The following is a 23711-nucleotide window of genomic DNA, read 5'->3' on the forward strand; positions in this document are numbered from 1 at the left end:
TTCGGGCGGTGGCGCTGGTCGGGAAGTTGCGGGCGGCGGGGTTCGAGGTGGCGGTCCGGGACGTGTTCCAGTACCGCACCGTCGCCGAACTCGCCGAGCAGCTCTCCGGCCAGTCGGTCACCGACCAGCAGGTCGAGGCCGGACCGGTGGCGCCGTTCGCCCTGGTCTCCGCCGTCGACCGGGCCGCGCTGCCGGCCGGGGTGGTCGACGCGTACCCGCTGTCGCAGGTGCAGCTCGGCATGGTGGTGGAGATGCTCGGTGGGGTGGGTGGCAACCGCTACCACAACACCAGCTTCTACCGGATCCGGGACGAGCAGCCCTTCCAGCCGGCGGCGCTGCGCGAGGCGGCCCGGATCGTGGTGGCGCGGCACGAACTGCTGCGTACCTCGTTCGACCTGACCAGCTACTCGGTGCCGATGCAACTCGTGCACGAGGGTGCCGAGATGCCGGTCGAGGTGTGCGACGTACGGCACCTGGCCGACCAGGACAGGGAACGGGCGCTGCACGACCTGATCGCCCGGGAACGGGCCAGCCTGTTCGACCTGGCCGCCCCGCCGCTGCTCCGGATGGCCGGGTTCGTCGAGAGCGACGACGCCTGGCGGCTCGGCTTCACCCAGTGCCACGCGATCACCGAGGGCTGGAGTCAACAGTCGCTGCTGATGGAGGTGCTCGACCTCTACCGGCAGTTGGCCGCCGGCAAGACGCCCGAGCCGGTCGTCGCGCCCGAGGTCCGGTACGCGGACTTCGTCGCCGCCGAACTCGACTCGCTGGAGTCGGCGACGGACCGGGACTACTGGCAGGGGATCGTCACCGGGCATGCCCGGTTCACCCCGCCCGCCGGTTGGGGCGGTGCCGCCGACGAGGCCGGCAGCTTCCGGGTCCCGGTCGGCTTCCCGGACCTGGAGCCCGGACTCCGGGCGCTGGCCACGGCGACACGTACCTCGTTGAAGGCGGTGTTGCACGCGGCGCACCTGAAGGTGATGAGCCAGCTCACCGACGAGCCGGCGTTCTTCACCGGCCTGGTGTGCAGCGCCCGCCCCGAGGTCGACGGCGCCGACAAGGTCTACGGGATGTACCTCAACACCCTGCCGTTCGCGCACGACCGGACGGCCGGCACCTGGGGTGAGCTGGTCCGGCAGGTCTTCGACCGCGAGGTCGAGCTGTGGCCGCACCGGCGCTATCCGATGCCGGCGATCCAGCGTCAGGTCGGCGGCCGGCAGCTCATCGAGGTGATGTTCAGCTACCAGGACTTCCACCAGGTCGACACGGATTTCGTCGACGTACGGGCCGGGGCGGGCGACGCCGCCAACGAGTTCGCGCTCGCGGTGTCGACCGGTCCGGGGCACCTGATGCTGCGGGTCCGGCGCTCGGCACTGACTCCGGAGAACGCGGAGCGGGTGGCAGCGATGTACCGGGCGGTGCTGGAGTCGATGGCCGCCGGTGCCGACGGGGACGCCCGGGCGACGTACATGCCGGCGGCGGAACGGGACGCGGTGTTGACCGACTGGAACGACACGGCTGTGGAGTGGTGAGTGGGATGAGTCGATCGGTGCACCACGTCTTCGAGGCGCAGGCCACGGCCACCCCGAAGTCGGTGGCGGTGGTCCAGGGTGGCGAGCGGGTCCGGTACGCCGAACTCGACGCGCTGGCGAACCGGTACGCCCGGCACCTGCGGGCGGTGGGCGTCGGGCCGGAGTCGGTGGTCGGGGTGCTGCTGGGGCGGCAGCCGTCGCTGGTGGCCTGGCTGCTGGCGGTCTGGAAGGCCGGGGCGGCGTACGTGCCGCTGGACCCGGAACTGCCACCGGAGCGGCTCGGCTACATGCTGGCGACCGCCGGTGCGGAGCTGGTGGTCAGCGAGTCGACGCTGGTCGGCCGGCTGGACGGGGTCTACTCCGGCCGGCACGTCCTCGCCGACCGGGAGGAGGAGACGATCGAGTCCCGGTCGGCGGAGCCGGTGCCCCGCCGCGACGACCAGCACCAGTTGGCGTACATCATCTTCACCTCCGGCTCGACGGGCCGGCCGAAGGGCGTGCAGATCTCGCACCGGGCGCTGCTGAACCTGCTCTTCTCGATGCGACGGCTGCTGGACGCCGGTACCGACGACGTCTGGCTGGCCGCGACGTCGCTCTCCTTCGACATCTCCGGGCTGGAGCTGTACCTTCCACTGGTCAGCGGCGGCCGGCTGGTGCTGGCCGACGACGACGAGGTGGGGGACAGCCCGGAGCTGGTCGGCCTGCTCGACCGGTATCCGGTGACCCACGTCCAGGCCACCCCGTCGGGCTGGAAGCTGCTGCTGGACGCGGGCTTCGGGGACCGGCCGGTGGTCGCGCTGGTCGGCGGCGAGGCACTGCCGCCGGCCCTGGCCGGCGAGCTGCGCCGCCGGGTGAAGCGGCTGGTCAACGTGTACGGCCCGACCGAGACCGCGATCTGGTCGACGAGTTGGGACGTACCCGGGGACGTCGAGGCGGTGCCGATCGGCCGGCCGATCGCGAACACCCGCACGTACGTGCTGGACCGGGACCTCCAGCCGGTCGCCGTCGGCGTCGTCGGCGAGCTGTTCATCGCCGGTGACGGCGTCGCCCGGGGGTACGTCAACCGACCCGAGCTGACCGCCGAGAAGTTCCTGCCGGAGCCGTTCGGCAGGACCGCCGGGACCAGGATGTACCGCACCGGCGACCTCGTCCGGTACGGCCAGGACGGCAACCTGGAGTTCCTGGGCCGGGCGGACCACCAGGTGAAGATCCGGGGGCACCGGATCGAGCTGCCGGAGATCGAGGAGCGGCTGCTCGCCCATCCGGACGTCCGCAACGGCGTGGTGGTGGCCCGGGAGGACACCGGCGGGGAGAAGTGGCTCACCGGTTACGTCGTACCGGTGGACGGCCGGCCGGTCGACCCGGCCGACCTGCGCGACTTCCTGGCCGCGACGCTGCCCGGCTACATGGTGCCGGCCGCCTTCGTCACCCTGGACGCGCTGCCGCTGAACTCCGCCGGCAAGGTGGACCGGCGGGCGTTGCCGGCACCGGAGCGGACCTCGTTCGGCGGCGAGCGCGAGTTCGTGCCGCCGCGCAACGAGACCGAGCGGCGGATCGCCGAGGTCTGCGTCGACGTGCTCGGCATCGACCGGGTGGGTGTGCACGACAGGTTCTTCGACCTGGGCGCCGACTCGATGCGGATCGTGCAGCTCGTCACGGCCGCCCGCCGGGCCGGGCTGCCGGTGTCGCTGCGGATGCTCTACCAGCACGCGACCGTCGCCGACCTGGCCGTGGCACTCGGCGCACCGGCCCCCACCAGCACGGTCGCCGCGCCGGCCCCGGAGCCGTCCGTCGTCGGGTCGGCCCCGGAACTGGTCGGCCGGCTGGCCGCCGGTCCGTCGCCGCTGGCCACCATGGCCGCGCACCACGTGCCCGGGGCGAGTGTCGCGCTGGTCCGGGCCGGCCAGGTCGCCGAGGTACGCGGCTACGGCGTCCTGTTGGCCGGCGGATCCGAGCCGGTGACCCCCGAGACCCCGTTCCAGGTCGCCTCGATCAGCAAGCACGTGACCGCGCTCGGCGTACTTCGGCTGGTGCGGGAGGGTCGGCTGGAGCTGGATGCCGACGTGAACCGCTACCTGACCGCCTGGCGGCTGCCGGAGGGCTCCCGCCCGGTCACCGTACGACACCTGCTGGCCAACCTCTCCGGCCTCTCCACCAGCCCGAACACCGGGTACGCCCCGACCGAGCCGGCACCGTCCCTGCTCGACGTGCTGTACGGCCGCCCGCCCGCGACCTCCGAGCCGGTCCGGCCCGAGCTGGTGCCGGGGGAGTCGTTCCGGAAGACGAACAGCCACTACGCGGTGTTGCAGCAGGTACTTGTCGACCTGACCGGTGAACCGTTCCCGGAGCTGATCCACCGGCTCGTCTTCGCACCGCTGGGCATGACCGACAGCAGCTTCGACCCGGCCTTTCCGGCCGACCCCGCCCGACGGGTGGCGCTCGGCCACGACGAGCACGGGGTACCCGTACCCGACGGCTGGCGGAACCGGCCGGCGCTGGCCGCCGGGGGTCTCTGGACGACCGCCGCGGACCTGGCCCGGGTGCTGGTCGAGATCCACCGCGCCCACCTGGGCGGTGGCGAACTGCTCACCCCGGAACTCGCCGCCGAGCTGGTCGCCGTCGCCGCGCCGGGCAGTTTCTACGGCCTCGGCACCGTCGTCGACGACACCGCGCCGGACCTGGAGTTCGGCCATCCGGGCGAGACGGTCGGCTACCGGGCGATGACGCTGGGCCGGCTCCGGGCGGGTGACGGGTTCGTGGTGCTGACCAACTCGGAGTCCGGCAAGGCGGTGCAGTCGTTCGTCGCCACCGAACTGGCCGGCTGGGCCGAGCGGCCCGGCGGCGGGGCGGAGACCGCGGGCTACGCCGCCACCGACGACGGCGGGACCGTCCGGGTCGGTGCGCCGGCCGGGCGGGACGGCTTCGCCGCCGACTGGGCCCGGGACGCGCCGCCGGTCGCGGGCGCGGCGGACGAGGAGGCGCGGGTGACCCGGCATCTGATCTCGATCAACGACCTGACGGACGAGGACCTGCGGTCCATCGTGGCCCGGGGGGTCCGGTTCCGCTCCGGGCAGGCCCGGCGGGAACGGCCGCTCGACGGCGAGGTGGCCGGGATCTACTTCAAGAAGACCTCGACCCGGACCCGGACCGCGTTCTCCAGCGGTGCGCTGCGGCTCGGCGCGCAGATCGTCGCGTACGGGCCGGACGACCTCCAGCTCAACACCGGCGAGACGCACGCCGACACCGGTCAGGTGATGTCCCGGATGCTCGACGTGCTGGTTGCCCGCACCTCGGGCGACCCGGCGGAGCTGCGCCAGCTGGCCGCCCAGCAGCGGATGTCGGTGGTCAACGCGATGACCGCCGACGAGCACCCGACCCAGGCACTGACCGACCTGACCACGATGCTCGACCACTTCGGCCGGATCGACGGGCTGCGCGTGCTGTACGTCGGCGAGGGCAACAACAGCGCCGCAGCGCTGGCCCTGGCCCTGACCCGGTACGCCGGCACCCACCTCGAACTGCGTACACCACCCGGGTACGGGCTGACCCGGGAGGTCCTGGCGACCGCCTCGGCACAGGCGGCCCGGGGTACGGCGACGATCCACGAGCGGCACGACATGGCCGAGCTGCCCGGCGGCTTCGACGTCGTCTACACCACGCGCTGGCAGACCACCGGCACCAGCAAGCCCGACCCGAACTGGCGGGAAATCTTCGCGCCGTTCCAGGTCGGCGAGGAGCTGTGGGTCGGCAGCCCGGACGCGGTGTTCATGCACGACCTGCCGGCGCACCGGGGCGAGGAGGTCACCGCCGAGGTGCTGGACGGTCCGGCCAGCATCGCCTTCGAGCAGGCCGAGAACAAGCTGCACAGCGCGATGGCGGTGCTGGAGTGGTGCCGGCGTGGCCCGGTGGCCGAACCGCCGGTGGCCGGGCCGTGAGCATCGTGGAGGAACCCGCCCCGCCAGCCGGCGGGGCGGCGCCGCCCGATGCCACGGCGTCGGACGGGGCGCCCGGCGGGGTGGCGGCGCCGCCGCCGCTGCGTCGCAACCGGAACTTCCTGCTGCTCTGGGCCGGTGCGGCCGGCACCCTGGTGGGGGCCCGGGTCACCTCGATCGCGTACCCGATGCTGGTGCTCTGGTACACCGGATCGGCCGGCAACGCGGGCCTGGTCGGCGCCGCCGCGCTGCTGCCGCACCTGCTCGTCCAGTTGCCGGCCGGCGCGTTCGTCGACCGGTGGGACCGGCGCCGGCTGATGATCTTCTGCGACCTGGGCTGTCTCGTCGCCACCGGCAGCGTGGCCCTGGCCGTGCTGCTCGACCGGGTCTGGGTGCCGCAACTCATGGTGGTGGCGTTCGTGCAGACCAGCCTGAGCGTCTTCTACCAGCTCGGCGAGCGGGCCGCCGTCCGGCACCTCGTCCCGGCCGAGCAGTTACCGACCGCGCTGACCCAGAACGAGACCCGGGGGCGAGCCGCCGTGCTGATCGGCCAGCCGGTCGGCGGCGTGCTGTTCACGGTGGCGAAGTGGGCGCCGTTCCTGTTCACCACGATCGCCCACCTCGGCTCCCTGGTCGCGCTGCTGCTGATCCGCAAGCCCTTCCAACAGGCCCGACCGGAGCGACGCGGTACGACGTTGCGTGCCGACATCGCCGAGGGGGTGGCCTGGCTGTGGCGGCAGCGCTTCCTGCGTACCGTGCTGGGGTTCGTGGCGATCAGCAACGCCGTCTTCCAGGCGCTCACCCTGGCCCTGATGGTCATCGTCCGCAACGGCGGCGGCTCGGCGGCGGTCGTCGGCGCGGTGATCGGCGCCAGTGGCGTCGGCGGGATGCTCGGCGCGTTGACCGGCATGTGGTGGCTGCGCCGGGCCACCCTGCGCGCCCTGGTGGTGGGCGGGCTGGCCGCCTGGGCGGTGACGGTGCCGCTGATGGCGTTCACCACCGACCCGGTCAGCCTGGCAATGATCTTCGCCGCGAACAGCTACGTCGGCGGACTGTTCAACGTGGTCGGCATGGTCTACCTGGTACGGATCACCCCGGACCCGCTGATGGGCCGGGTCGGCGCGGTGGCCACGCTGCTGGCCTCGGGGTCGAACTTCCTCGGCGCGCTGGCCGGCGGGGTGCTGCTGGCCGGTGCCGGAATCCGGGCGACGGTGCTGGGGCTCGCCGCGGTGATGTCCTCGCTGGTGGTGCTCGCCGTGCTCAGTCCGGCGGTGCGGGGCATCGCCAGGACTCCGGAGAACGCCAGGATGGTCCGCCGGCTCGGCCGGCACGCCGCGCCCGGCCGCAACGACTCCGTCCGAACGGCCCGCAGCGACATCACCCGGACCACCGACGGCCCAACCGGGAACGTCGGCCCCGACCCGGCCGTTTCCGCAGTCCAGCGCCCCCATGGCCGCAGTAGAGAGAAAGTATAGATCTTGCCCTCATCCTTGGACTGGATGACGGCTGTGTCACCAACGCATTACCTTCCGATTCCCGCTACCGGTCTCCACCTTCGCGGGAGTCCCCTCGAAGGGAGAGTCCGATGGAAGGTCACCAGACCTGGAGACCGATGGAAATCGACCCGGTGGCCGCCGGGGCGGAGGCGAGCCCGCAGGGGCTGGTCGACTACCTCTCGACCACGCCGGAACTGGCGAAGCTGCTGACCGCGGAGAAGGCGCTGGTCTTCCGGGGCTTCGGAGTGACGGAGGAGACGCTGGACCCGGTCATGGACCGGCTGCTGCCGAACCGGCTGGCGTACGTGCACGGCAACTCGCCGCGTACCAAGGTGGGGAAGAACGTCTACACCTCTACCGAGTACCCGCCCGAGTTCACCATCTCGATGCACAACGAACTGTCGTACGCCCACCAGTGGCCGTCCCGGCTGATGTTCTTCTGCCACACGGCGGCGGAGACCGGCGGCGCCACTCCGGTGGTCGACGGCGTCCGGTGGCTGGAGTCGCTGGACCCGGAGGTACGCGCCGCGTACACCGGCGGGGTGCGCTACACCCAGAACCTGCACGACGGCTTCGGCCTCGGCAAGAGCTGGCAGGACACCTTCGAGACCTCCGACCGTGACGAGGTCGAGGCGTTCCTGAGCAGCACCGAGGCGAACTGGGAGTGGAAGCCCGACGGCGGGCTGCGGGTCACCCAGGACCGGCCGTCCACCACCCGGCACCCGGTGACCGGCGTCGAGGTGTGGTTCAACCAGTCCGACCAGTGGCACCCGGCGGCCCTCGGCGACGAGACCGCGAAGTCGCTGGCCGAGGTGCTGCCGCCGGACGAGCTGCCGCAGTCGGTCACCTTCGCCGACGGCAGCCCGATCCCGGACGAGTACGTCATCCAGGTGCGCGACCGTGGCCTGGAGAGTGCCGTCGACGTCGACTGGCGGCAGGGCGACGTGCTGCTGATCGACAACGTACTGGTCGGCCACGGCCGGCGTCCGTTCACCGGGCGGCGTCGGGTCCTGGTGGCCATGTCCGACTGACCCGTGCCCCGACGCGCGGAACTGTCCAGACCGGAAGGGCCGGACCATGACACTCTCTACCACTGACATCGGAACAATGCCGTACCTGGTCACCCGCGAGTCGGCCGGGGCCGAGATCGGGGAGCTGATCCGGGCGGAGCGCGCCGGTCTGCGGAAGATCCTCAACGAGCGCGGGGCGTTGCTGCTGCGCGGCTTCTCCGTCGGCGGTGTCGACGGTTTCGACGCGGTGGTACGCGCGCTGTCCGGCCCGCCGCTGACCTACTCGGAGCGCTCCTCGCCGCGCAGCACCATCAAGGGCCAGGTCTACACGTCGACCGACTACCCGCCGGAAGAGGAGATCTTCCTGCACAACGAGAACTCGTACCAGGCGGTCTGGCCGCTGACGCTCTACTTCTACTGCCGGCAGGCGCCGGCGACCCGGGGTGCGACCCCGCTGGCCGACATCCGGAAGGTGTACCGGGCGATCGACCCGACCATCCGGGAGGAGTTCGTCCGCCGGGGCTGGATGGTGGTGCGCAACTTCCACGGCTCGTTCGGCACCTCGTGGCAGCAGATCTTCAACACCGACGACCGGGACGCGGTCACCGCGTACTGCGCGTCGAACGGGATCGAGACCGAGTGGCGGGACGGCGGCGGGCTGCGTACCCGGGCGGTCCGCAGGCCGGTGCACACGCATCCGGTCAGCGGCGAGACCGTGTGGTTCAACCACGCGACGTTCTTCCACGTGACGACGCTGCCGAGGGACGTCCGGGAGGGGGTCCTGGAGATCTTCGACGAGGAGGACCTGCCGACGAACACCTACTACGGCGACGGCGGCCGGATCCCGGACGACGTCATCGGCCACCTGCGGGACTGCTACCGGGCCGCGACCACCCGGTTCGACTGGCAGTACGACGACGTGCTCGTGGTCGACAACATGCTCGCGGCGCACGGTCGGGAGCCGTTCACCGGCCCCCGGCAGATCGCGGTGGCGATGGCGGAACCCTCGAACGCCTGACCCCGCGCGGCGGAAGCCCGCCCCGGCAGCCCTCTGGCCGCCGGGGCGGGCTTCTGACATGTCGTCCCATTATTTCCGGCTCGCCCCGGCCTGCTCCGACTCGGATTGCCCGATCCGATCGCGGATTGCCCGGGTTGAGGACGAGTACGTGAAACTGTCTTGTCTTCTGGATACGCCGCCGTATCCAGACGACGCCCGACTATGTTGTCCGCCTCGGCAAAGAAACGGGGAGTATCCCGGCCGGCCGGGTCAATTGCCCTGGTGGGCGGGACATTGTGGCAAGGTAGTCCAGGTTACTTTGCGGTAGTAAAGGACCCGTCCCGATTAGCGTCGGGACGTTTTCCAGATGTTTCGCTCGAAGTTCTTATCGGTGTCTCCAACCCGACTTGATTGAATATCGGCGCACAGATATTGTAGGCGGAACCGTCCGTGAGCGTTTGGGGAGATCTGGCGCGCGCGGTCGTGGCCGCCGAGACGCTGTCGCTCATTCGGGGGCCCGCCGCCGCCCGCCACGCTTTCCCGCAGCCAACATTTGGGGGGAAATGCGGGTGGGAAATGTGGGTTTGGTGGAGCGGGTCACCCGACACGCTGGCCAGGATCCGGACCGGGAGGCGGTCGTCCTCCTGTGCCGGAGTGAACGTGAGGATCGTTCGGAAACGATCCGCTATGGCGAGCTGGACCGGGCCGCCAGGGCGCTGGCCGGCCGACTGCGGGAGCGCTGTCGGCCCGGTGACCGCGCCCTGCTGCTCTATCCGACCGGCCTGGAGTTCGTCAAAAGCATCCTGGGCTGCATGTACGCGGGCGTCGTCCCGGTGCCGGCGCCGCTGCCGGACGGGGACAAGCACCACCTGATGCGGGCCACCGGGATCGCGCTGGACTGCGATCCGCGCATCGTCCTGACCGACAGCGCGAGCCTGGTGACGGTATCCGACTGGATGAGTCAGGACGGACTGGACCGGCTGCTCTGCACCGCCACCGACATCTCCGTCCCGGGTGTCCCGGAGGCGTGGGACGGGTCGACCCATATCGGTGCCGGCGCGCTCGCGCTGCTGCGCTATACGACCGGGTCCACGAGTGACCCGAAAGGCGTGATGATCAGCCACGAGAATCTGGCGCACAATTTCGAGGCATTCCGGAATGCTTTCTCCCTGGCGCCGAAGGATCGTTCCCTGAGTTGGCTGCCGTTGCACGACGGTGCCGGTCTGATCGAAATGCTGCTCGAACCGCTCTATCGTGGTGCCACCGCCGTAATCATGCCCGCCGATGATTTCTTCGCGGATCCGTCCCGCTGGTTGAGGGCCATCGACGAGTACGATGTCCGGCTCAGTTCCGCCCCTGGTTTCGCCTACCGGCTGTGCGCCCGCGAGTTGACCGACGAGCAGGTCAGCGGCTTGGACCTGACCCGGTGGGAGCACGCCTGCGTGAGCGGGGCGGACCCGATCGAGCCGGAGCCGCTGATCGAATTCGTCGACAGATTCGCCCCGGCCGGGTTCCGTTCGGAGGCGGTACGGGTCGGCTACCACATCGCCGAATCGACATTCTTCGTCTCCGGCACCCGACCCGGTCGACCGCTCGCCGTGGAACAGTTCGATCCGAGCCGGCTGGAACAGAACATCCTCCTGCCGGCGGCGGCCGATGCCGCGACGGCGAGATCACTTGTCAGCAGTGGCACGGTGAATAGTCTTGACGTCAAGATTGTCGACCCGGATACTGCCGACGTATTGCCGGACGGGCGACTCGGCGAGATCTGGATCCGGGGCCGGAGCGTCGCCCGGGGCTACTGGCGGCGCGAGGTGGAGAGCGACCGGGTCTTCGACGCGACCACCGCCGACGGCGAGTGCGGCTACCTGCGTACCGGTGACCTCGGCGTCCGGGCCGACTCCGAGCTGTACGTGCTGGGTCGGATGCGCGAGATGCTGGTGATCGGCGGGCGGAGCCTCTACCCGCACGACATGGAGAAGGCGGTCCGCACCTCGCACATCCGCTTCGCCGACCTGACCGGCACAGTCTTCTCGGTGCCGTCACCCCGGCAGGAGATCGTCGTCCTGCACGAGGTGCGGGTGGAGCCGGCGGACCCGGCGACGCTGTCCTGCCTGGCCCGCAGCGTCAAGGACTGGCTCAGCCGCTGCTTCGGGGTCCGGGTGGCGAACGTGGCCTTCCTGCGTCCGGGCAAGGTACGCAAGTCACCCGGTGGCAAGGTGCAGCGGGCGCTGATGCGGGAGCTGTTCATGGCCGACGCCCTCGACCCGGTCTACGAGGACCTGGACATCGAGACGCGGCGCCGCTACCGGGCCGTCGGCCCGACGCTCGCGGTGAGCCACGGCAAGGACTTCCGATGACGTACGGCGGGAGATCCCGATGATCGCAACGCAGCCGACCCCGGCACCGGTCGACACCACCGGCGCCGACCCGGCCGGCGACCCCGGGTGGAGAGAGATCGAATTTCGGATCCTCGGCTCGGTCGAGGTGGTCGACTCGACCGGCGTGGTCGAGCTGAGCGCCTCGAAGGTGCGTACCGTGCTCGCCGCGCTGCTGCTCGCGCGTGGCCGGGTGGTCTCCGACTCCCGACTCGCCGTCGTGCTCTGGGGAGACGACCCACCGGTCACCGCCGCCGCGCAGATCCAGACGTACGTCTCCCGGCTGCGGTCCAAGCTGGCGCCGGACGCCGAGATCGTCCGGCAGCGCCCCGGCTACGTGCTGCGGGTCGCGCCGGACCGGTTCGACCTGGTGCGGTTCGAGCAGCTCGCCGCGCACGGCCGGGACGCGCTGGCCGAGGGCCGGCCGGCCGAGGCGGCGGAGGCACTGCGGACCGCCCTGGCGCTGTGGCGTGGTCCCGCGCTCGCCGGAGTCACCGAATACCTCAGCGACGCGGAGCGGCCCCGGCTGGAGGAGGCCCGGCTGGCCGCGCTCGGCGACCGGATCGACGCCGAGCTGGCGCTGGGCCAGCACGGGCGGCTGGTCGTCGAACTGACCGGGCTGGTCGCCGCCGACCCGCTGCGCGAACAGCTCCGTGGACAGCTCATGCTCACCCTCTACCGGTGCGGCCGGCAGGCGGACGCGCTCGCCAGCTACCAGGACTACCGGCACCTGCTCGCCGAGGAACTCGGCATCGACCCGGGGCGCGAGCTACAGGACCTGCACAAGTCCATCCTGGCCGCCGAGGCGGCGCTCACCCTGCCGGCGACCGAGGTCCGGCTTCCGGTCGGGCGGGTACCGGCCGAGCCGCTGCCGGCCCGGCTGCCGCCGGACGTCGCCGACTTCACCGGCCGGGACCGGGAGGCCGCCCAGGTGGTGGCGCTGCTGCGCAGCCGGGCGGACAACGGCGGGCGGCGGCTGGCCTGCGTGATCGGCGGGATGGCCGGGCTGGGCAAGACGGCTTTGGCGATCCACGTCGGCCACCTGCTCCGGTCGTCGTACCCGGACGGGCAGATCTACCTGGACCTGCGCGGTGCCGGTCCACAGCCGGCGGATCCGGCCGGCCTGCTGGCCACCATGCTGCGGGCGCTGGGTGTACCGCCGCCCGACGTCCCGGCCTCGATGACGGAGCGGGTGCAGCTCTACCAGAGCCGGCTGGCCGGGCGTCGGGTGCTGGTACTCCTCGACAACGCCGCCAGCGAACAGCAGGTACGCCCACTGTTGCCGGAGAGCCCGACGTGCGCCGCGATGGTGACCAGCCGTGCGCGGCTGGCGGCGCTGGAGGGCGTACCCCTGATCGACCTGGACGTGCTCGAACACGTGCAGGCGCTGGAGCTGCTGTCCAAGATCGTCGGTGCCGCCCGGGTGGCCGCCGAGCCGGAGTCCGCGGTACGCATCGTCCAGCTCTGCGGCCACCTGCCGCTCGGCGTACGCATCGCGGGTGCCCGGCTCACCGCCAAGCCGCACTGGCGGTTGGCCCGGCTCGCCGACCGGCTGTCCAGCCAGCGCCGCCGGCTCGACGAGTTGCGGATCGGTGACCTGGAGGTCCGGGCCAGCGTGGCGCTGAGCCTGCAGGGCCTGGACGACCCCGCCCGCCGCGCTTTCCGGTTGCTGGCCCTGCTCGACGCGCCCCGGTTCACCGTCTGGACCGCCGCCGTGCTGCTCGACGTCACCCTCGGCACCGCGCGGGAACTGCTGGAACAGCTCGTCGACGCCCGGCTGCTCGACGTCGCCCAGGCTGACGGGGCGAGCCAGGCCCGCTACTTCTTCCACGACCTGGTCCGGGCGCTGGCGCTGGAGCACGCCGCCGACGAGGAGACGGCCGACGAACGGTACGCGGCGCTGGACCGCACCTTCGGCAGCCGCTCCGGTCCGGGCCCCCAGGAGAACGGGTGACCGCCCTGCCCCGCACCGGGGCGTTTCGACGAGGAAGAGGATCCGACCGGTGAGCACGTACGGCAGAGTCACGAACGACTGGTTCCTCCGCTACGCCGCCGCGCCCCGGGCCACGCTCCGGCTGGTCTGCTTTCCGCACGCGGGCGGCGGCGCGGCGGCGTACCGGCGCTGGGCGGAACTCGTCCCGGAGTCGATCGAGGTGATCGGGGTGCAGTACCCCGGCCGGCAGAACCGGTACGGCGAGCCGGTGATCGACGACATGACCACGCTCGTCGACGAGATCGTCGCGGCGGCCGAACGCGAGCTGTCCGGGCCGGTGGCGCTCTTCGGACACAGCATGGGCGCGGTGGTCGCGTTCGAGGTGGCCCGGCGGTGGCAGGCCGGCGACTCGATCACGGTGCGCCGGCTCTTCGCGTCGGCCGGCCCGGCGCCGTCGGCCCGGCGCTCGCTCGGCGTGCACCTGCGTGACGACGACGGGCTGGTCGCCTACGTCCGGGAACTCGGCGGCGACGCGGAGCTGCTGGAGCTTGACGAGATCCGGCAGTTGACGCTGCCGATGGTCCGCAGCGACCTGCGACTGATCGAGACCTACCGGTATGCGGCCGGCGAGCCGCTGAACTGTCCGGTCACCGCGTTCGTCGGGGACCGGGACCACACCTTTACCACCGCCGACGCGCGGCACTGGGTGCTGCACACCAGCGCCGGGCTTGAGGTGCGGTCGCTGCCGGGCGGGCACTTCTATCTCGACGACCAGGCGGACCGGCTGGTCCCGATGCTTGTCGAACGGCTGCTGCCCCGGTAGCGGTTACCGCTGCCGGTCCTCGGGTTCCCCGTCGCCGTCGTCGCGGGGCAAATATCGGCGTACCCGGATGGCGTGGCCGTGCGCGCGGATGCCGTCGGCGGCGGCGATGGCGGCGACCGGATCGGTGAGGAAGTCGAGCGCGACCGCGGTGTCGCCCTCGATGCGGCTGCGCATCCGCTCCAGTCCCTCGGGGGTGCTGGCGGCCACGGCGTCCAGCTTGACCAGCGCCGCCGCCCTGAGGCGGTAGTCGTTCTCCACCTCGACGACGACCTCGGACACCACCACGTAGCGCTGGGTCCGGGTGGAAGGGCTGAGCTCGCGGTCCATCTCTTCCTTCACGCTACCGAGGATAGTCGTACCTTTCATGCGCAGACACCCTCATTGATCCCTCGTGAAGCACGTTTATTTACTTACGGGGATCCGGCGCGGTTTAGGGGTTTTCCTCTATGGACTTGGAGTGAGAATGTCGTTACCCTGCGGGATGGTGTTGCTCACGTCCGTGACCTCGTAACGCCCCGCTCCGCCGCCCCGCGTCGCCACCCGGGCGGCCCGTCACGGGTAAACCGGGCGGCCCGGTCGCGCGTCACAGCCACATGAGACCGCACCGACCACCGCCGCTCTTCGCCGTGCTCCCCGTCCTGCTGCTCGTCGGCCTGACCGGCTGCGACCCGGCACCACGTCCCGGCCCGCCGCCGGGCAGCCCACCGGCCACGACCCCGGCAGATCCGTCCGGCACCCCGGCACCGCCCGACGACGGCACGGCCCTTCCGGGTACCCCGACCCGGCCGGCGCGGCCGGACCGGGACGAGCCGGTGACCTCGTTCCGGACCGCGTACGGGTGGGCGGTACCGGCCGAGCCGGCGCTCGTCCGGCACCGGGTACGCCCACCGGTGGCAGCGCCGCCCGCACCGCCGCTGCCGTACCTGGTGGAGATCCGGGCGGCCGACCATCCGGAGGAGCGGCCCGGCTACACCCGGATCTCGTTCTACTTCCGGGGCGGCTTCCCCTCCTACGAACTGGCCTACCTGGCCCGGGTACCGGCCGAGGGCACCGGCGAGCCGCTCCGGCTGCCCGGCAACGCCTTCCTGCGGATCCGGTTCGTGCAGGCACAGGCGCACGACGAGCGGGGCCGCTCCTCGGTCACCACCGCACCCCCGCCCGCCCTCGGTTTCCCCACCCTGCGCGGGTACGCCTTCGGCGGTGACTTCGAGGGCTACCTCACCTACGGGCTGGGGCTGCGGGTGGCCCCCGGCAGCGACCAGGCGCTGCCGGTCCGGGCGCTGGAACTGGTCCGCACCGACGGCCGGTACGTGGTCGCGGTGGACGTCCGGCGGAGTTGACGGCACGCTCGCCGCGACTGCTTGCCACCTTCCGCCGCCGCGCCGGATGCTGGTCGGATGCGGGACGTACTGGTGCTGGGCGCGGGCGTGGTCGGGCTGACCGCCGCGGTACGACTGGCCGAGGCGGGGGCCCGGGTGGCGGTGCTGACCGAGGACGAGCCGGCCGGCACGGTCTCCCGGGTCGCCGGCGCGGTCTGGTATCCGAGCCGGACCAGCGCCGATCCCCGGGTACTGGACTGGGCCCGGCGCACCTTCGAGGTCCTCGCCGGACAGGCCGGACAGGGCGTACCCGGTGTGGTGATGCGGCCGACCCGGATGCTGCTGCGTGAGCCGGTGACCGGGAACCCGTGGTGGGCCTCGGCGGTGCCGGACTTCCGGACCGTCCCGCCCCCCGACGGGTACGCCGGGCAGTGGCGGTTCACCGTGCCGACGGTCGAGATGGGACCGTACCTGGACTGGCTGGTCGAGCGGCTCGCCGGACTGGGCGTACCGGTGCGCCGGCAGCGGGTCGACCGGCTCGTCGACGCGGTCGGGATCGCCGCCGAGGTGTTGCCGTCGGCGGACCGGCCGCCGCTGTTGGTCAACGCGACCGGGCTGGGCGCCGGGAAGCTCGCCGACGATCCGGCCGTGCACCCGGTCCGGGGCCGGATCGTGCTGGTGGCCAACCCGGGTCTCACCACCTCGGTACGCGACGAGGGAAACCCGGCCGGCATCACCTACGTCCACCCGCGTAGCCGGGACGTGGTGCTCGGCGGCACCGTCGAGCCGTACCGGACGGAGACCGGGCCGGACGACGAGGCCGGTGCGGCGATCCTGGCCCGGTGCGTCGCGTTGGTCCCGGAACTGGCCGGTGCGCCGGTGCTCGGGCAGCTCGCCGGGCTGCGGCCCGGCCGGCACGGCGGAGCGCGGGTGGCCGAGGACGTGTCCGGGCTGGCCGGTCCGGCCCGGCTGATCCACAACTACGGGCACGGCGGTGCCGGCGTCACCCTCGGCTGGGGCTGCGCCGACGAGGTGGTGACGCTGGCCGGCGGCTAGCGACCCGTCCGGCGGGACGGACGCCGGTCAGCGGTACCTGGGGAGATCGTCGCGGGTCGGCGGAGCACCGGGAAACCTTCGCGGGGCAGTGGTGGACGAGGGGATCGTCGCGGGTCGGCGGCGCGCTAGGAGATCGTCGCGGAGACTCCGCCCGGGGCGGTGGTCCGGGCCATCAGCTCGTGCAGCGGCTCGGGCCGGCCCAGGTGGTAGCCCTGGCCCCGGTCGACCCCGAGTCCGCGCAGCACCGGAACCAGTTCGGGCCGGTCGATGTGCTCGGCGACGGTCCGCATCCCGAGCCCGTGTGCGGCCCGAACCACGGCGTCGATCAGGATCGGGTCGGAGCCCCCGTGGTCGGCCTGCCGGACGAACTCACCCGCGATCTTGACGGCGCTGAACGGCAGGTGCTTGAGGTAGACGAAGGAGCCGTAGCCGGCACCGAAGTCGTCCAGGCTGAACCGGCAGCCGGCCGAGGTGAGCGTGGAGGCGAGCCGCCGGGCGGCGGCCAGGTTGGCGATCGCGGTGGTCTCGGTGATCTCCAGGCCGAGCTGGGTGGCCGGTACGGCGGCGGCGGCCAGCGTACCCACCACCCAGTCACCGAAGCTGGGATCCTCCAACGAGCGGCTGGAGATGTTCACGTCCAGCCGAAGCTCCACCCCGGCCGCCCGAGCCGAGGCGAGCGCACCGGTGGCGGTCTCCACCACCCACCGGTCCAACTCGTAGATCATGTCGCCGCGTTCCAGCGCCGGCAGGAAGTCCCCGGGGCCGATCTTCCGGTGCTGGTCGTCGCGTACCCGCAACAGCAGTTCGTAGCTGCGTACCCGGGCGTCGGCGAGGTCGATGATCGGCTGCGCGTCGAGCTGCAACTGGCCGTTGTCCAACGCCCGGCGTACCCGGGAGACCAGGTCGACCCGCTGGGCCGCCAGGCGTTGCTGCTCGGGCGCGAAGAGTCGGGCACGGTTACGGCCCTCGCCCTTGGCCTGGTACAGCGCGAGATCGGCGTGCGCGAGCAGCAGGGTGTCGTCGTCGGCGGGATCCAGCGGCGCGGCGCCGATGCTCAACGTCACCCGCAACGGCTCGCCACGTACCGCGAACGGGGTGTGCGCGACCGTGTCGCAGAGGCCGGCGCCGATCGCCAGCGCCCGGTCGGCCTGACAGGACGGCAGCAGTACGGCGAACTCGTCCCCGCCCAGCCGACCGAGCACCGCCCCGGCGGGCAGGTGGTTGGTCAACAGCCGGGCCAGCAGCCGGAGGACCTCGTCGCCGACGGCGTGCCCGCGCAGGTCGTTGATGTCCTTGAAGTTGTCGATGTCGATCAGCAGCAGCGCGGTGGTGGCCGGGCCGTCGGCGCCGGTCAGCTCGCTCATCCGGGCGGTCAACGCCCGCCGGTTCGGCAGTCCGGTCAGCGGGTCGTGCTCGGCCAGGTACGCCAGCTCGTCCTGGACCTGCCGGATCTCGGTGATGTCGTGCGCCGTGCCGAGCATCCGCAGCGGCTTGCCGGACTCGTCGGTGAAGACCTCGCCGTAGCACTCCAGTACGCGCATCTGCCGGCTGTCCGCCTGGTACATCCGGTGCGTGTAGGTGAACGAGTTGGCCTCCCGGATCGCCCGCTCCAGGGTCGCCTCGATCATGCCGAGGTCGTCCGGGTGGATCAACGTCCGGTAGGTCGGGTAGTCCAGCGCGGTCTCCGGGGCCAGCCCGATCATCGCCTTCAGGGTGGGCGACCACTCCACCTGGTCGGTGGGGAGGTGCCACTCCCAGGTGCCGACCCGGGCCAACTGTTCGATGTGGGCCAGCCGCCAGGCGTAGTCGTCGGCGCGGCGCCGGTCGGCGCGCTGCTCGGTGACGTCGGTCAGTTCGTAGACCAGCCGGCTGTCCGGCTCCGGACCGGTACGCGACGACGGCAGTCGCCGGCATGTCACCCGCAGGTGCCGGAGCGTGCCGTCCGCCGTCGGGCAGCGCAGTTCGACAGCTGGGCCGTCCGGGACGGCGCTGGCGAACGGCAGGGAGCCGATGTCCGCGCCGATCAACTGGCCGAGTCGCTGCGCCGCCCGGTTGTACCAGGTCACCTCGCCCCGCTCGGAAGCGGTCAGCAGCGCGGTGGAGGTGGTGTCGAGCACCGCAGCGGGCACGCTGGACGGCAGTGCGGGCACAGGGCCTCCCGTGGAGATCGACCGGATCCGGTGGAACGCGGGACGCGCACGGTCGGCCGTAACGGCGCACTGAGTCTACGGAGGCCGGATGCCCACGGCCAACGCCCCTACGCCGACGGCCGTCGATCCTGTCCGGCCGGCGGGCTTACGATCGTCTATCCGGTCGCTTGTCAGCCTCGTCTGTCCGGTTCCCCGGTCAGGCCCAGCCCCGTACTCAGGTCGGCCCGTACTCAGGTCGGCCCGCGGTCAGGTCGGCCCGCGGTCAGGTCGGCCCGCAGTCAGGTCGAGCCGGCGGGGTCGCGTCGGACGATCGCCACCGCCACCCGGCAGAACTCGTCCATGTCCGGGGTGAACCCGTCGGCGATGTCGGGATGCAGCCCGGCCCTGGTCTCGTCGAGCAGCCGGCGACAGACCACCTCGACGGGTTCACCCGCGTAGTCGGCCCAGACCCGTTCGGTGGCCGCGCGCAGCGCGGAGCTGAGCTGTTCCTCCAGCGGGCCGCGCAGATGCCGCCGTGCCGGGTCGAGCCCGGCGGGGTCGAGCGTGACGTGTGGCTCCGACATGACCGCTCCCTTCGTCGCCGATGCCGCTGCCCGCCGGTCCCCGTCAACCCGCCGGATTCCGGTCCGCGTACCCAGCCGAGGGTGGTGGTCAAACCGGGTCCGCTCCGGCGGGTGCGGGTGCGGGTGCGGTACGGGCCGGGGCGGCCGGCTCGCGCGGCTCACACCGGTGGCGGCAGGGAGGTCACCCGGACCAGGTACGACATCTCCTCGGCCGGCTCCTCCCGGTACGAGATCTGCTGGATCTGCCGGTCGTCGACGTAGAGCGCGACGTCGGCGAGTACCCCGAGGTGGGCGAGGCCGATGTCGGCGGCCCGCTTCTTGTCCTGGAGCACGGCGCCGATCCCGCCGATCAGGGTCGCCGCGTCGGAGGTCCGCCGGCCCGGCGGGCAGCGCAGTACCACCTCCAGGGCGACCGGCTCGGCCAACGCGGTCCAGCCGCTGCGCTGTGCCGCGCCGCAGGCGGCCTGGAGCAGCGTACGGACCCGGGCGGCCTGCCGGTGGCCGGCCGCGAAGATCGACAGCGCCTCGGTCTTGACCGGTGGTGGTCCGTTGACCTCGAAGGACAGGGTGAGCGCCCGGGTGTTCTGCATGGCGGCACCTCCTCTTGCGGACGATCCTGCCGAAGGATCGCGGGGACGGGGCGCGTTTCGCCTTTCGGAACCTGCTGCTCGGGACGGTCCGGACCGGGACGCGCCCGCCCGGGCGACGTGAGCTGGTCCGGGAGCGTGTCGGCGTCGACGGCGACCTGCTGGCGCCGGAGGTAGCACCCACGGTAGCGGAGCCGTGGGCCGCCGGGAATACCACTGTGGACCACGGTCGGAGGACCGCCGACCGGGCCGCCCCGCGCCCCGGTCGCCTTGCCGCCCCGCGCCTCCGTCGCCTGTCGGTTCCATCCCCGTCGCCTGTCGGTTCCATCCCCGTCGCCTGGCAGTTCCGTCTCGGTCGCCCGCCGATTCCGTGTCCAAGGCGTCCGGACGGCGTCCGGGAGCCGCCGTCCCGCTGAGCTCCGTCGATGTTTCGGCCGGTCGGCGGCGGGGCAGTGGGGATGTCCGACACCTGCGTCTGGCCAGGCGGTTCGTCTGCGGCCTGAGGCGAGGTGCTTTCGCCGTGTGCCGGGACGGATACCGCCCCGGTCGTCGTGGAGAGGGGAGGGCGGCGTGATGAGCGGTAACCGAATGTGCGACCTGCGGTCGGCGCGACGCCATCGGCGGTCACCGTGTGCGGACGTCGACGTCGGCGGGCCGGCCGGGCGGGCAGCGGGAGGCCGGGATGGCTGAGCCAGGCCGGGGTGGTCCAGGCCGAGGTGGTCCGGTCCGGAGCCGTCGGAACCGGCTGGCGGCGGCGGTGACGACGCTGGTGCTACTGGCCCCGCTCGCCGCCTGCGGTTCCGGCGACGACGGCGGCATCCCCACCGTCAACCTCTACTACACCACGGAGCAGAACATCCAGAAGGTGGTGGACGACTGCAACGCGAAGGCGAGCGGGCGCTACCGGATCGCGTACCGGGTGCTGCCCCGGGCCGCCGACGACCAGCGGGTGCAGTTGGTCCGCCGGCTCGCCGCCGAGGACCCGGGAATGGACGTCCTGGGTCTGGACGTGACCTGGACCCAGGAGTTCGCCAGCGCGGGGTGGGTACTGGAGTGGACCGGCGAGCGCCGGGCCGAGGTCGAACGCGGCACCCTGGCCGGTCCGCTGGAGACCGCCCGGTACGAGGGTCGGCTCTACGCCGCGCCGAAGAACACGAACGTGCAACTGCTCTGGTACCGCTCCGACCTGGTGCCGCAGCCGCCGCAGACCTGGGACGAGATGATCCGGATGGCCCAGGACCTGCGGGGACGCGGCCAGCCGTACCGGGTGATCACCATGGGTGCCCAGTACGAGGGGCTGGTCGTCCTCTACAACACCCTGGTGGCCAGCGCCGGCGGTCGGATCCTGAGCGACGACGGCAGCAAGGCCGTCTTCGACGAGGGCGCGGTCCGGGCCCTGGAGGTGCTGCGGAACTTCGCCACCGCCGGGGTGACCACCTCCTCCTTCTCCAACACCATCGAGGACCAGGCCCGGCTCGACTTCCAGTCCGGAGCGGGCGCCTTCCAGCTCAACTGGCCGTTCGTCTATCCGGCAATGCAGGAGGCCGACCCGGAGCTGGCGAAGAAGGTGAAGTGGGCCCGGTTCCCGGGCGTGGACGCCGGCACCCCGAGCAAGGTGACCATCGGCGGGTTCAACCTGGCGGTCAGCCGCTATTCCAAGCATCCGGAGGAGTCCTTCGCCGCCGCCTCCTGCCTTCGCGACGCCGAGCACCAGAAGTTCTCCGCGATCAACGACGGGGTGCCGCCGACCATCGAGAGCGTCTACGCCGAGCCGGAGATGGCCGAGGCGTACCCGATGCGGGACACCATCCTCGAGGAGCTGAAGGATCCGGCGACCCGGCCGCGCAGCCCGGCGTACCAGAACATCTCGACCGTGCTGTCGGCGACGCTGTCACCGCCGTCGGCGATCGACCCGGAGAAGACCGCGGACCGGATGCGTGAGGCGACCCAGGACGCGCTCGACTCGAAGGGGGTGCTGCCATGAGAACCGAGACGGAGACCGAGACCGGGACCGCTGCGGAGCGGTCCGGCAGGACCGGCGCGGTGCCGGCGCCCCGGCGCGGCCGGACCGGCCGCGCCGGCCGGGCGCCGCTGAGCGAGGGGAAGCGGGCCGAGCGCCGACTGGGTTGGCTGCTCTGCGCCCCGGCCGCACTGGTGATGGTGGCGGTGACCGCCTATCCGATCCTGTACTCGGTCTGGCTGTCGTTGCAGCGGTTCGACCTCAAGTTCCCGGACGAGCGGGAGTTCGTCGGCCTGGCCAACTACGTCACCGTGCTGACCAACGACTACTGGTGGACGGCGTTCGGGGTGACGATGCTGATCACCGTCGTGACGGTCGCCGTCGAGTTGGTGCTGGGCATGGGACTGGCCGTCGTGATGCACCGGACCATCGTCGGGCGCGGGCTGGTCCGCACCTCGGCGCTGATCCCGTACGGCATCGTCACCGTCGTCGCCGCCTTCTCCTGGCGGTACGCCTGGACGCCCGGCACCGGTTACCTCGCCACACTCTTCGGCGAGGGGGCGCCGTTGACGGAACGGGCCAGCGCGCTGGCGATCATCATGTTGGCGGAGATCTGGAAGACCACCCCGTTCATGGCGTTGCTGCTGATGGCGGGCCTGGCCCTGGTGCCGGAGGACCTGCTCAAGGCGGCCTCGATGGACGGCGCCACCGCCTGGCAGCGGTTCACCAGAGTCATGTTGCCGGTGATGAAGCCGGCGATCCTGGTGGCGCTGCTGTTCCGCACCCTGGACGCGTTCCGGGTCTTCGACAACATCTTCGTGCTGACCGCCGGGGCGAACGAGACGTCGTCGGTGTCGATGCTCGCCTACAACAACCTGATGCGCGGGCTCAACCTCGGGATCGGCTCGACCATGTCGGTGCTGATCTTCCTGACCGTGGCGGTCATCGCGTTCGTCTTCGTGAAGCTGTTCGGCACGGCTGCCCCGGGCAGCACCGACGAGGGAGGCCGCAGGTGAGCGCGAGGAGTGCAGCGGAGCGGAGCCCCGCAGTCGCGAACGGAAGGAGGCTCTGGTGAGCGCGAGGAGTGCAGCGGAGCGGAGCCCCGCAGTCGCGAACGGAAGGAGACTCTGATGGCTGCCGCCGACACCACTGCCGCCGCGAAGTGGCGGTGGGGACTGCTGGACGTCGTGGTGGTGGTCTTCGCGCTGGTCCCGGTGCTCTGGATCGCCTCGCTGTCGTTCAAGACCACCGCCACGCTGACCGACGGGAACTTCATCCCCCGGGAGTGGACCCTGGAGAACTATCGGACGATCTTCTCCACCAGCCAGTTCGTCCGGGCGCTGGGCAACTCGATCGGGATCGCCCTGATCGCCACCGTGGTCGCGGTGGTGCTCGGCACCATGGCCGCGTACGCGGTGGCCCGGCTGGACTTCCCGGGCAAGAAGGCGCTGGTCGGGGTCTCCCTGCTGATCGCGATGTTCCCGCAGGTCTCGCTGGTCTCGCCGCTGTTCGAGATCGAGCGGTCGCTCGGGCTCTTCGACACCTGGCCGGGGCTGATCCTGCCGTACATCACCTTCGCGCTGCCGCTGGCCATCTATACCCTGTCGGCGTTCTTCAAGCAGATCCCGTGGGACCTGGAGAAGGCCGCCAAGATGGACGGGGCAACCTCGGGGCAGGCGTTCCGCCGGGTGATCGCCCCGCTGGCCGCGCCGGGAGTCTTCACCACCGCGATCCTGGTCTTCATCTTCTGCTGGAACGACTTCCTCTTCGCGATCTCGCTGACCTCCACCGAGCGGTCCCGCACGGTACCGGTGGCGCTGTCGTTCTTCACCGGGGAGTCGCAGTTCGAGGACCCGACCGGGGCGATCTGCGCCGCCGCCGTGGTGATCACGATTCCGATCATTCTGTTCGTGCTGTTCTTCCAGCGTCGCATCGTGTCGGGCCTGACGTCCGGCGCCGTCAAGGGGTGAGGTCG

17 protein-coding genes and 1 pseudogene are annotated in these 23711 nt (G+C 71.7%); 14 read left to right on the forward strand and 4 right to left on the reverse strand.

Annotated elements, in window-relative coordinates:
- From Pen02_RS15960 to Pen02_RS15995, 9 genes and pseudogenes are all read left to right on the forward strand, one after another.
- Positions 1-1532, forward strand: a 1532-nt coding sequence (locus tag Pen02_RS15960) for a condensation domain-containing protein (protein WP_239140808.1), incomplete at its 5' end; no start/stop codon positions are given.
- 5 nt (positions 1533-1537) lie between these two features.
- Positions 1538-4303, forward strand: a pseudogene (locus Pen02_RS15965) (non-ribosomal peptide synthetase); the annotation flags it as partial.
- A 213-nt stretch (positions 4304-4516) separates the two neighbouring features.
- Entirely contained in the window at positions 4517-5467 is a 951-nt protein-coding gene (locus Pen02_RS42810; RefSeq protein WP_307837716.1) for an ornithine carbamoyltransferase, read from the forward strand.
- Complete coding sequence (locus tag Pen02_RS15970) at positions 5464-6939, forward strand: MFS transporter (RefSeq protein WP_203866847.1); 1476 nt, start codon at positions 5464-5466, stop codon at positions 6937-6939. The genes Pen02_RS42810 and Pen02_RS15970 overlap by 4 nt, the downstream gene beginning before the upstream one ends.
- Positions 6940-7076: 137 nt before the next feature.
- Positions 7077-7991, forward strand: coding sequence for a TauD/TfdA family dioxygenase (locus Pen02_RS15975; protein ID WP_239140812.1), 915 nt, complete (start codon positions 7077-7079; stop codon positions 7989-7991).
- 76 nt (positions 7992-8067) lie between these two features.
- Positions 8068-8988 (forward strand): TauD/TfdA family dioxygenase, encoded by a 921-nt coding sequence (locus tag Pen02_RS15980; protein ID WP_239140814.1) that lies wholly within the window; start codon positions 8068-8070, stop codon positions 8986-8988.
- Positions 8989-9536: 548 nt separating this feature from the next.
- Positions 9537-11327 (forward strand): fatty acyl-AMP ligase, encoded by a 1791-nt coding sequence (locus Pen02_RS15985; RefSeq protein ID WP_203866850.1) that lies wholly within the window; start codon positions 9537-9539, stop codon positions 11325-11327.
- Between the two features lie 19 nt (positions 11328-11346).
- Positions 11347-13299 carry an AfsR/SARP family transcriptional regulator gene (locus tag Pen02_RS15990; protein ID WP_203866851.1) on the forward strand — a complete coding sequence of 651 codons (1953 nt, stop codon included), beginning with the start codon at positions 11347-11349 and terminating at the stop codon, positions 13297-13299.
- A gap of 49 nt (positions 13300-13348) precedes the next feature.
- Positions 13349-14101, forward strand: coding sequence for a thioesterase II family protein (locus Pen02_RS15995; protein ID WP_203866852.1), 753 nt, complete (start codon positions 13349-13351; stop codon positions 14099-14101).
- A 3-nt stretch (positions 14102-14104) separates the two neighbouring features.
- Here Pen02_RS15995 and Pen02_RS16000 read toward each other — a convergent pair whose 3' ends face one another.
- The gene (locus tag Pen02_RS16000) at positions 14105-14440 is read right to left on the reverse strand and encodes a hypothetical protein (RefSeq protein ID WP_203866853.1); all 336 of its coding nucleotides are present in this window, start codon (positions 14438-14440) and stop codon (positions 14105-14107) included.
- A 254-nt stretch (positions 14441-14694) separates the two neighbouring features.
- Between Pen02_RS16000 and Pen02_RS16005 the strand changes: the two genes are divergently transcribed.
- The gene (locus Pen02_RS16005; protein WP_203866854.1) at positions 14695-15441 is read left to right on the forward strand and encodes an AMIN-like domain-containing (lipo)protein; all 747 of its coding nucleotides are present in this window, start codon (positions 14695-14697) and stop codon (positions 15439-15441) included.
- A gap of 57 nt (positions 15442-15498) precedes the next feature.
- Positions 15499-16476, forward strand: coding sequence for an FAD-dependent oxidoreductase (locus Pen02_RS16010; RefSeq protein ID WP_203866855.1), 978 nt, complete (start codon positions 15499-15501; stop codon positions 16474-16476).
- A 125-nt stretch (positions 16477-16601) separates the two neighbouring features.
- On the opposite strand, the gene Pen02_RS16015 is transcribed toward Pen02_RS16010, so the two are convergent.
- The 3 genes from Pen02_RS16015 to Pen02_RS16025 all read right to left on the reverse strand — a co-directional run bounded on the left by Pen02_RS16015 (position 16602) and on the right by Pen02_RS16025 (position 19779).
- Positions 16602-18626: a putative bifunctional diguanylate cyclase/phosphodiesterase gene (locus Pen02_RS16015; protein WP_203866856.1), complete on the reverse strand. Its 2025-nt coding sequence runs from the start codon at positions 18624-18626 to the stop codon at positions 16602-16604.
- 278 nt (positions 18627-18904) lie between these two features.
- Entirely contained in the window at positions 18905-19189 is a 285-nt protein-coding gene (locus tag Pen02_RS16020; protein WP_203866857.1) for a hypothetical protein, read from the reverse strand.
- Positions 19190-19347: 158 nt separating this feature from the next.
- Positions 19348-19779 carry a RusA family crossover junction endodeoxyribonuclease gene (locus Pen02_RS16025; protein ID WP_203866858.1) on the reverse strand — a complete coding sequence of 144 codons (432 nt, stop codon included), beginning with the start codon at positions 19777-19779 and terminating at the stop codon, positions 19348-19350.
- A gap of 679 nt (positions 19780-20458) precedes the next feature.
- Here Pen02_RS16025 and Pen02_RS16030 point away from each other — a divergent pair.
- The 3 genes from Pen02_RS16030 to Pen02_RS16040 all read left to right on the forward strand — a co-directional run bounded on the left by Pen02_RS16030 (position 20459) and on the right by Pen02_RS16040 (position 23706).
- Positions 20459-21760: an ABC transporter substrate-binding protein gene (locus Pen02_RS16030; RefSeq protein ID WP_203866859.1), complete on the forward strand. Its 1302-nt coding sequence runs from the start codon at positions 20459-20461 to the stop codon at positions 21758-21760.
- Complete coding sequence (locus Pen02_RS16035) at positions 21757-22752, forward strand: carbohydrate ABC transporter permease (RefSeq protein ID WP_239140818.1); 996 nt, start codon at positions 21757-21759, stop codon at positions 22750-22752. Before Pen02_RS16030 ends, Pen02_RS16035 begins: the two co-directional genes overlap by 4 nt.
- 114 nt (positions 22753-22866) lie before the next feature.
- Entirely contained in the window at positions 22867-23706 is an 840-nt protein-coding gene (locus tag Pen02_RS16040) for a carbohydrate ABC transporter permease (RefSeq protein WP_203866860.1), read from the forward strand.
- Positions 23707-23711 lie beyond the last annotated feature (5 nt).

This window comes from Plantactinospora endophytica, from assembly GCF_016862915.1.
Taxonomy (GTDB): Bacteria; Actinomycetota; Actinomycetes; order Mycobacteriales; family Micromonosporaceae; genus Plantactinospora; species Plantactinospora endophytica.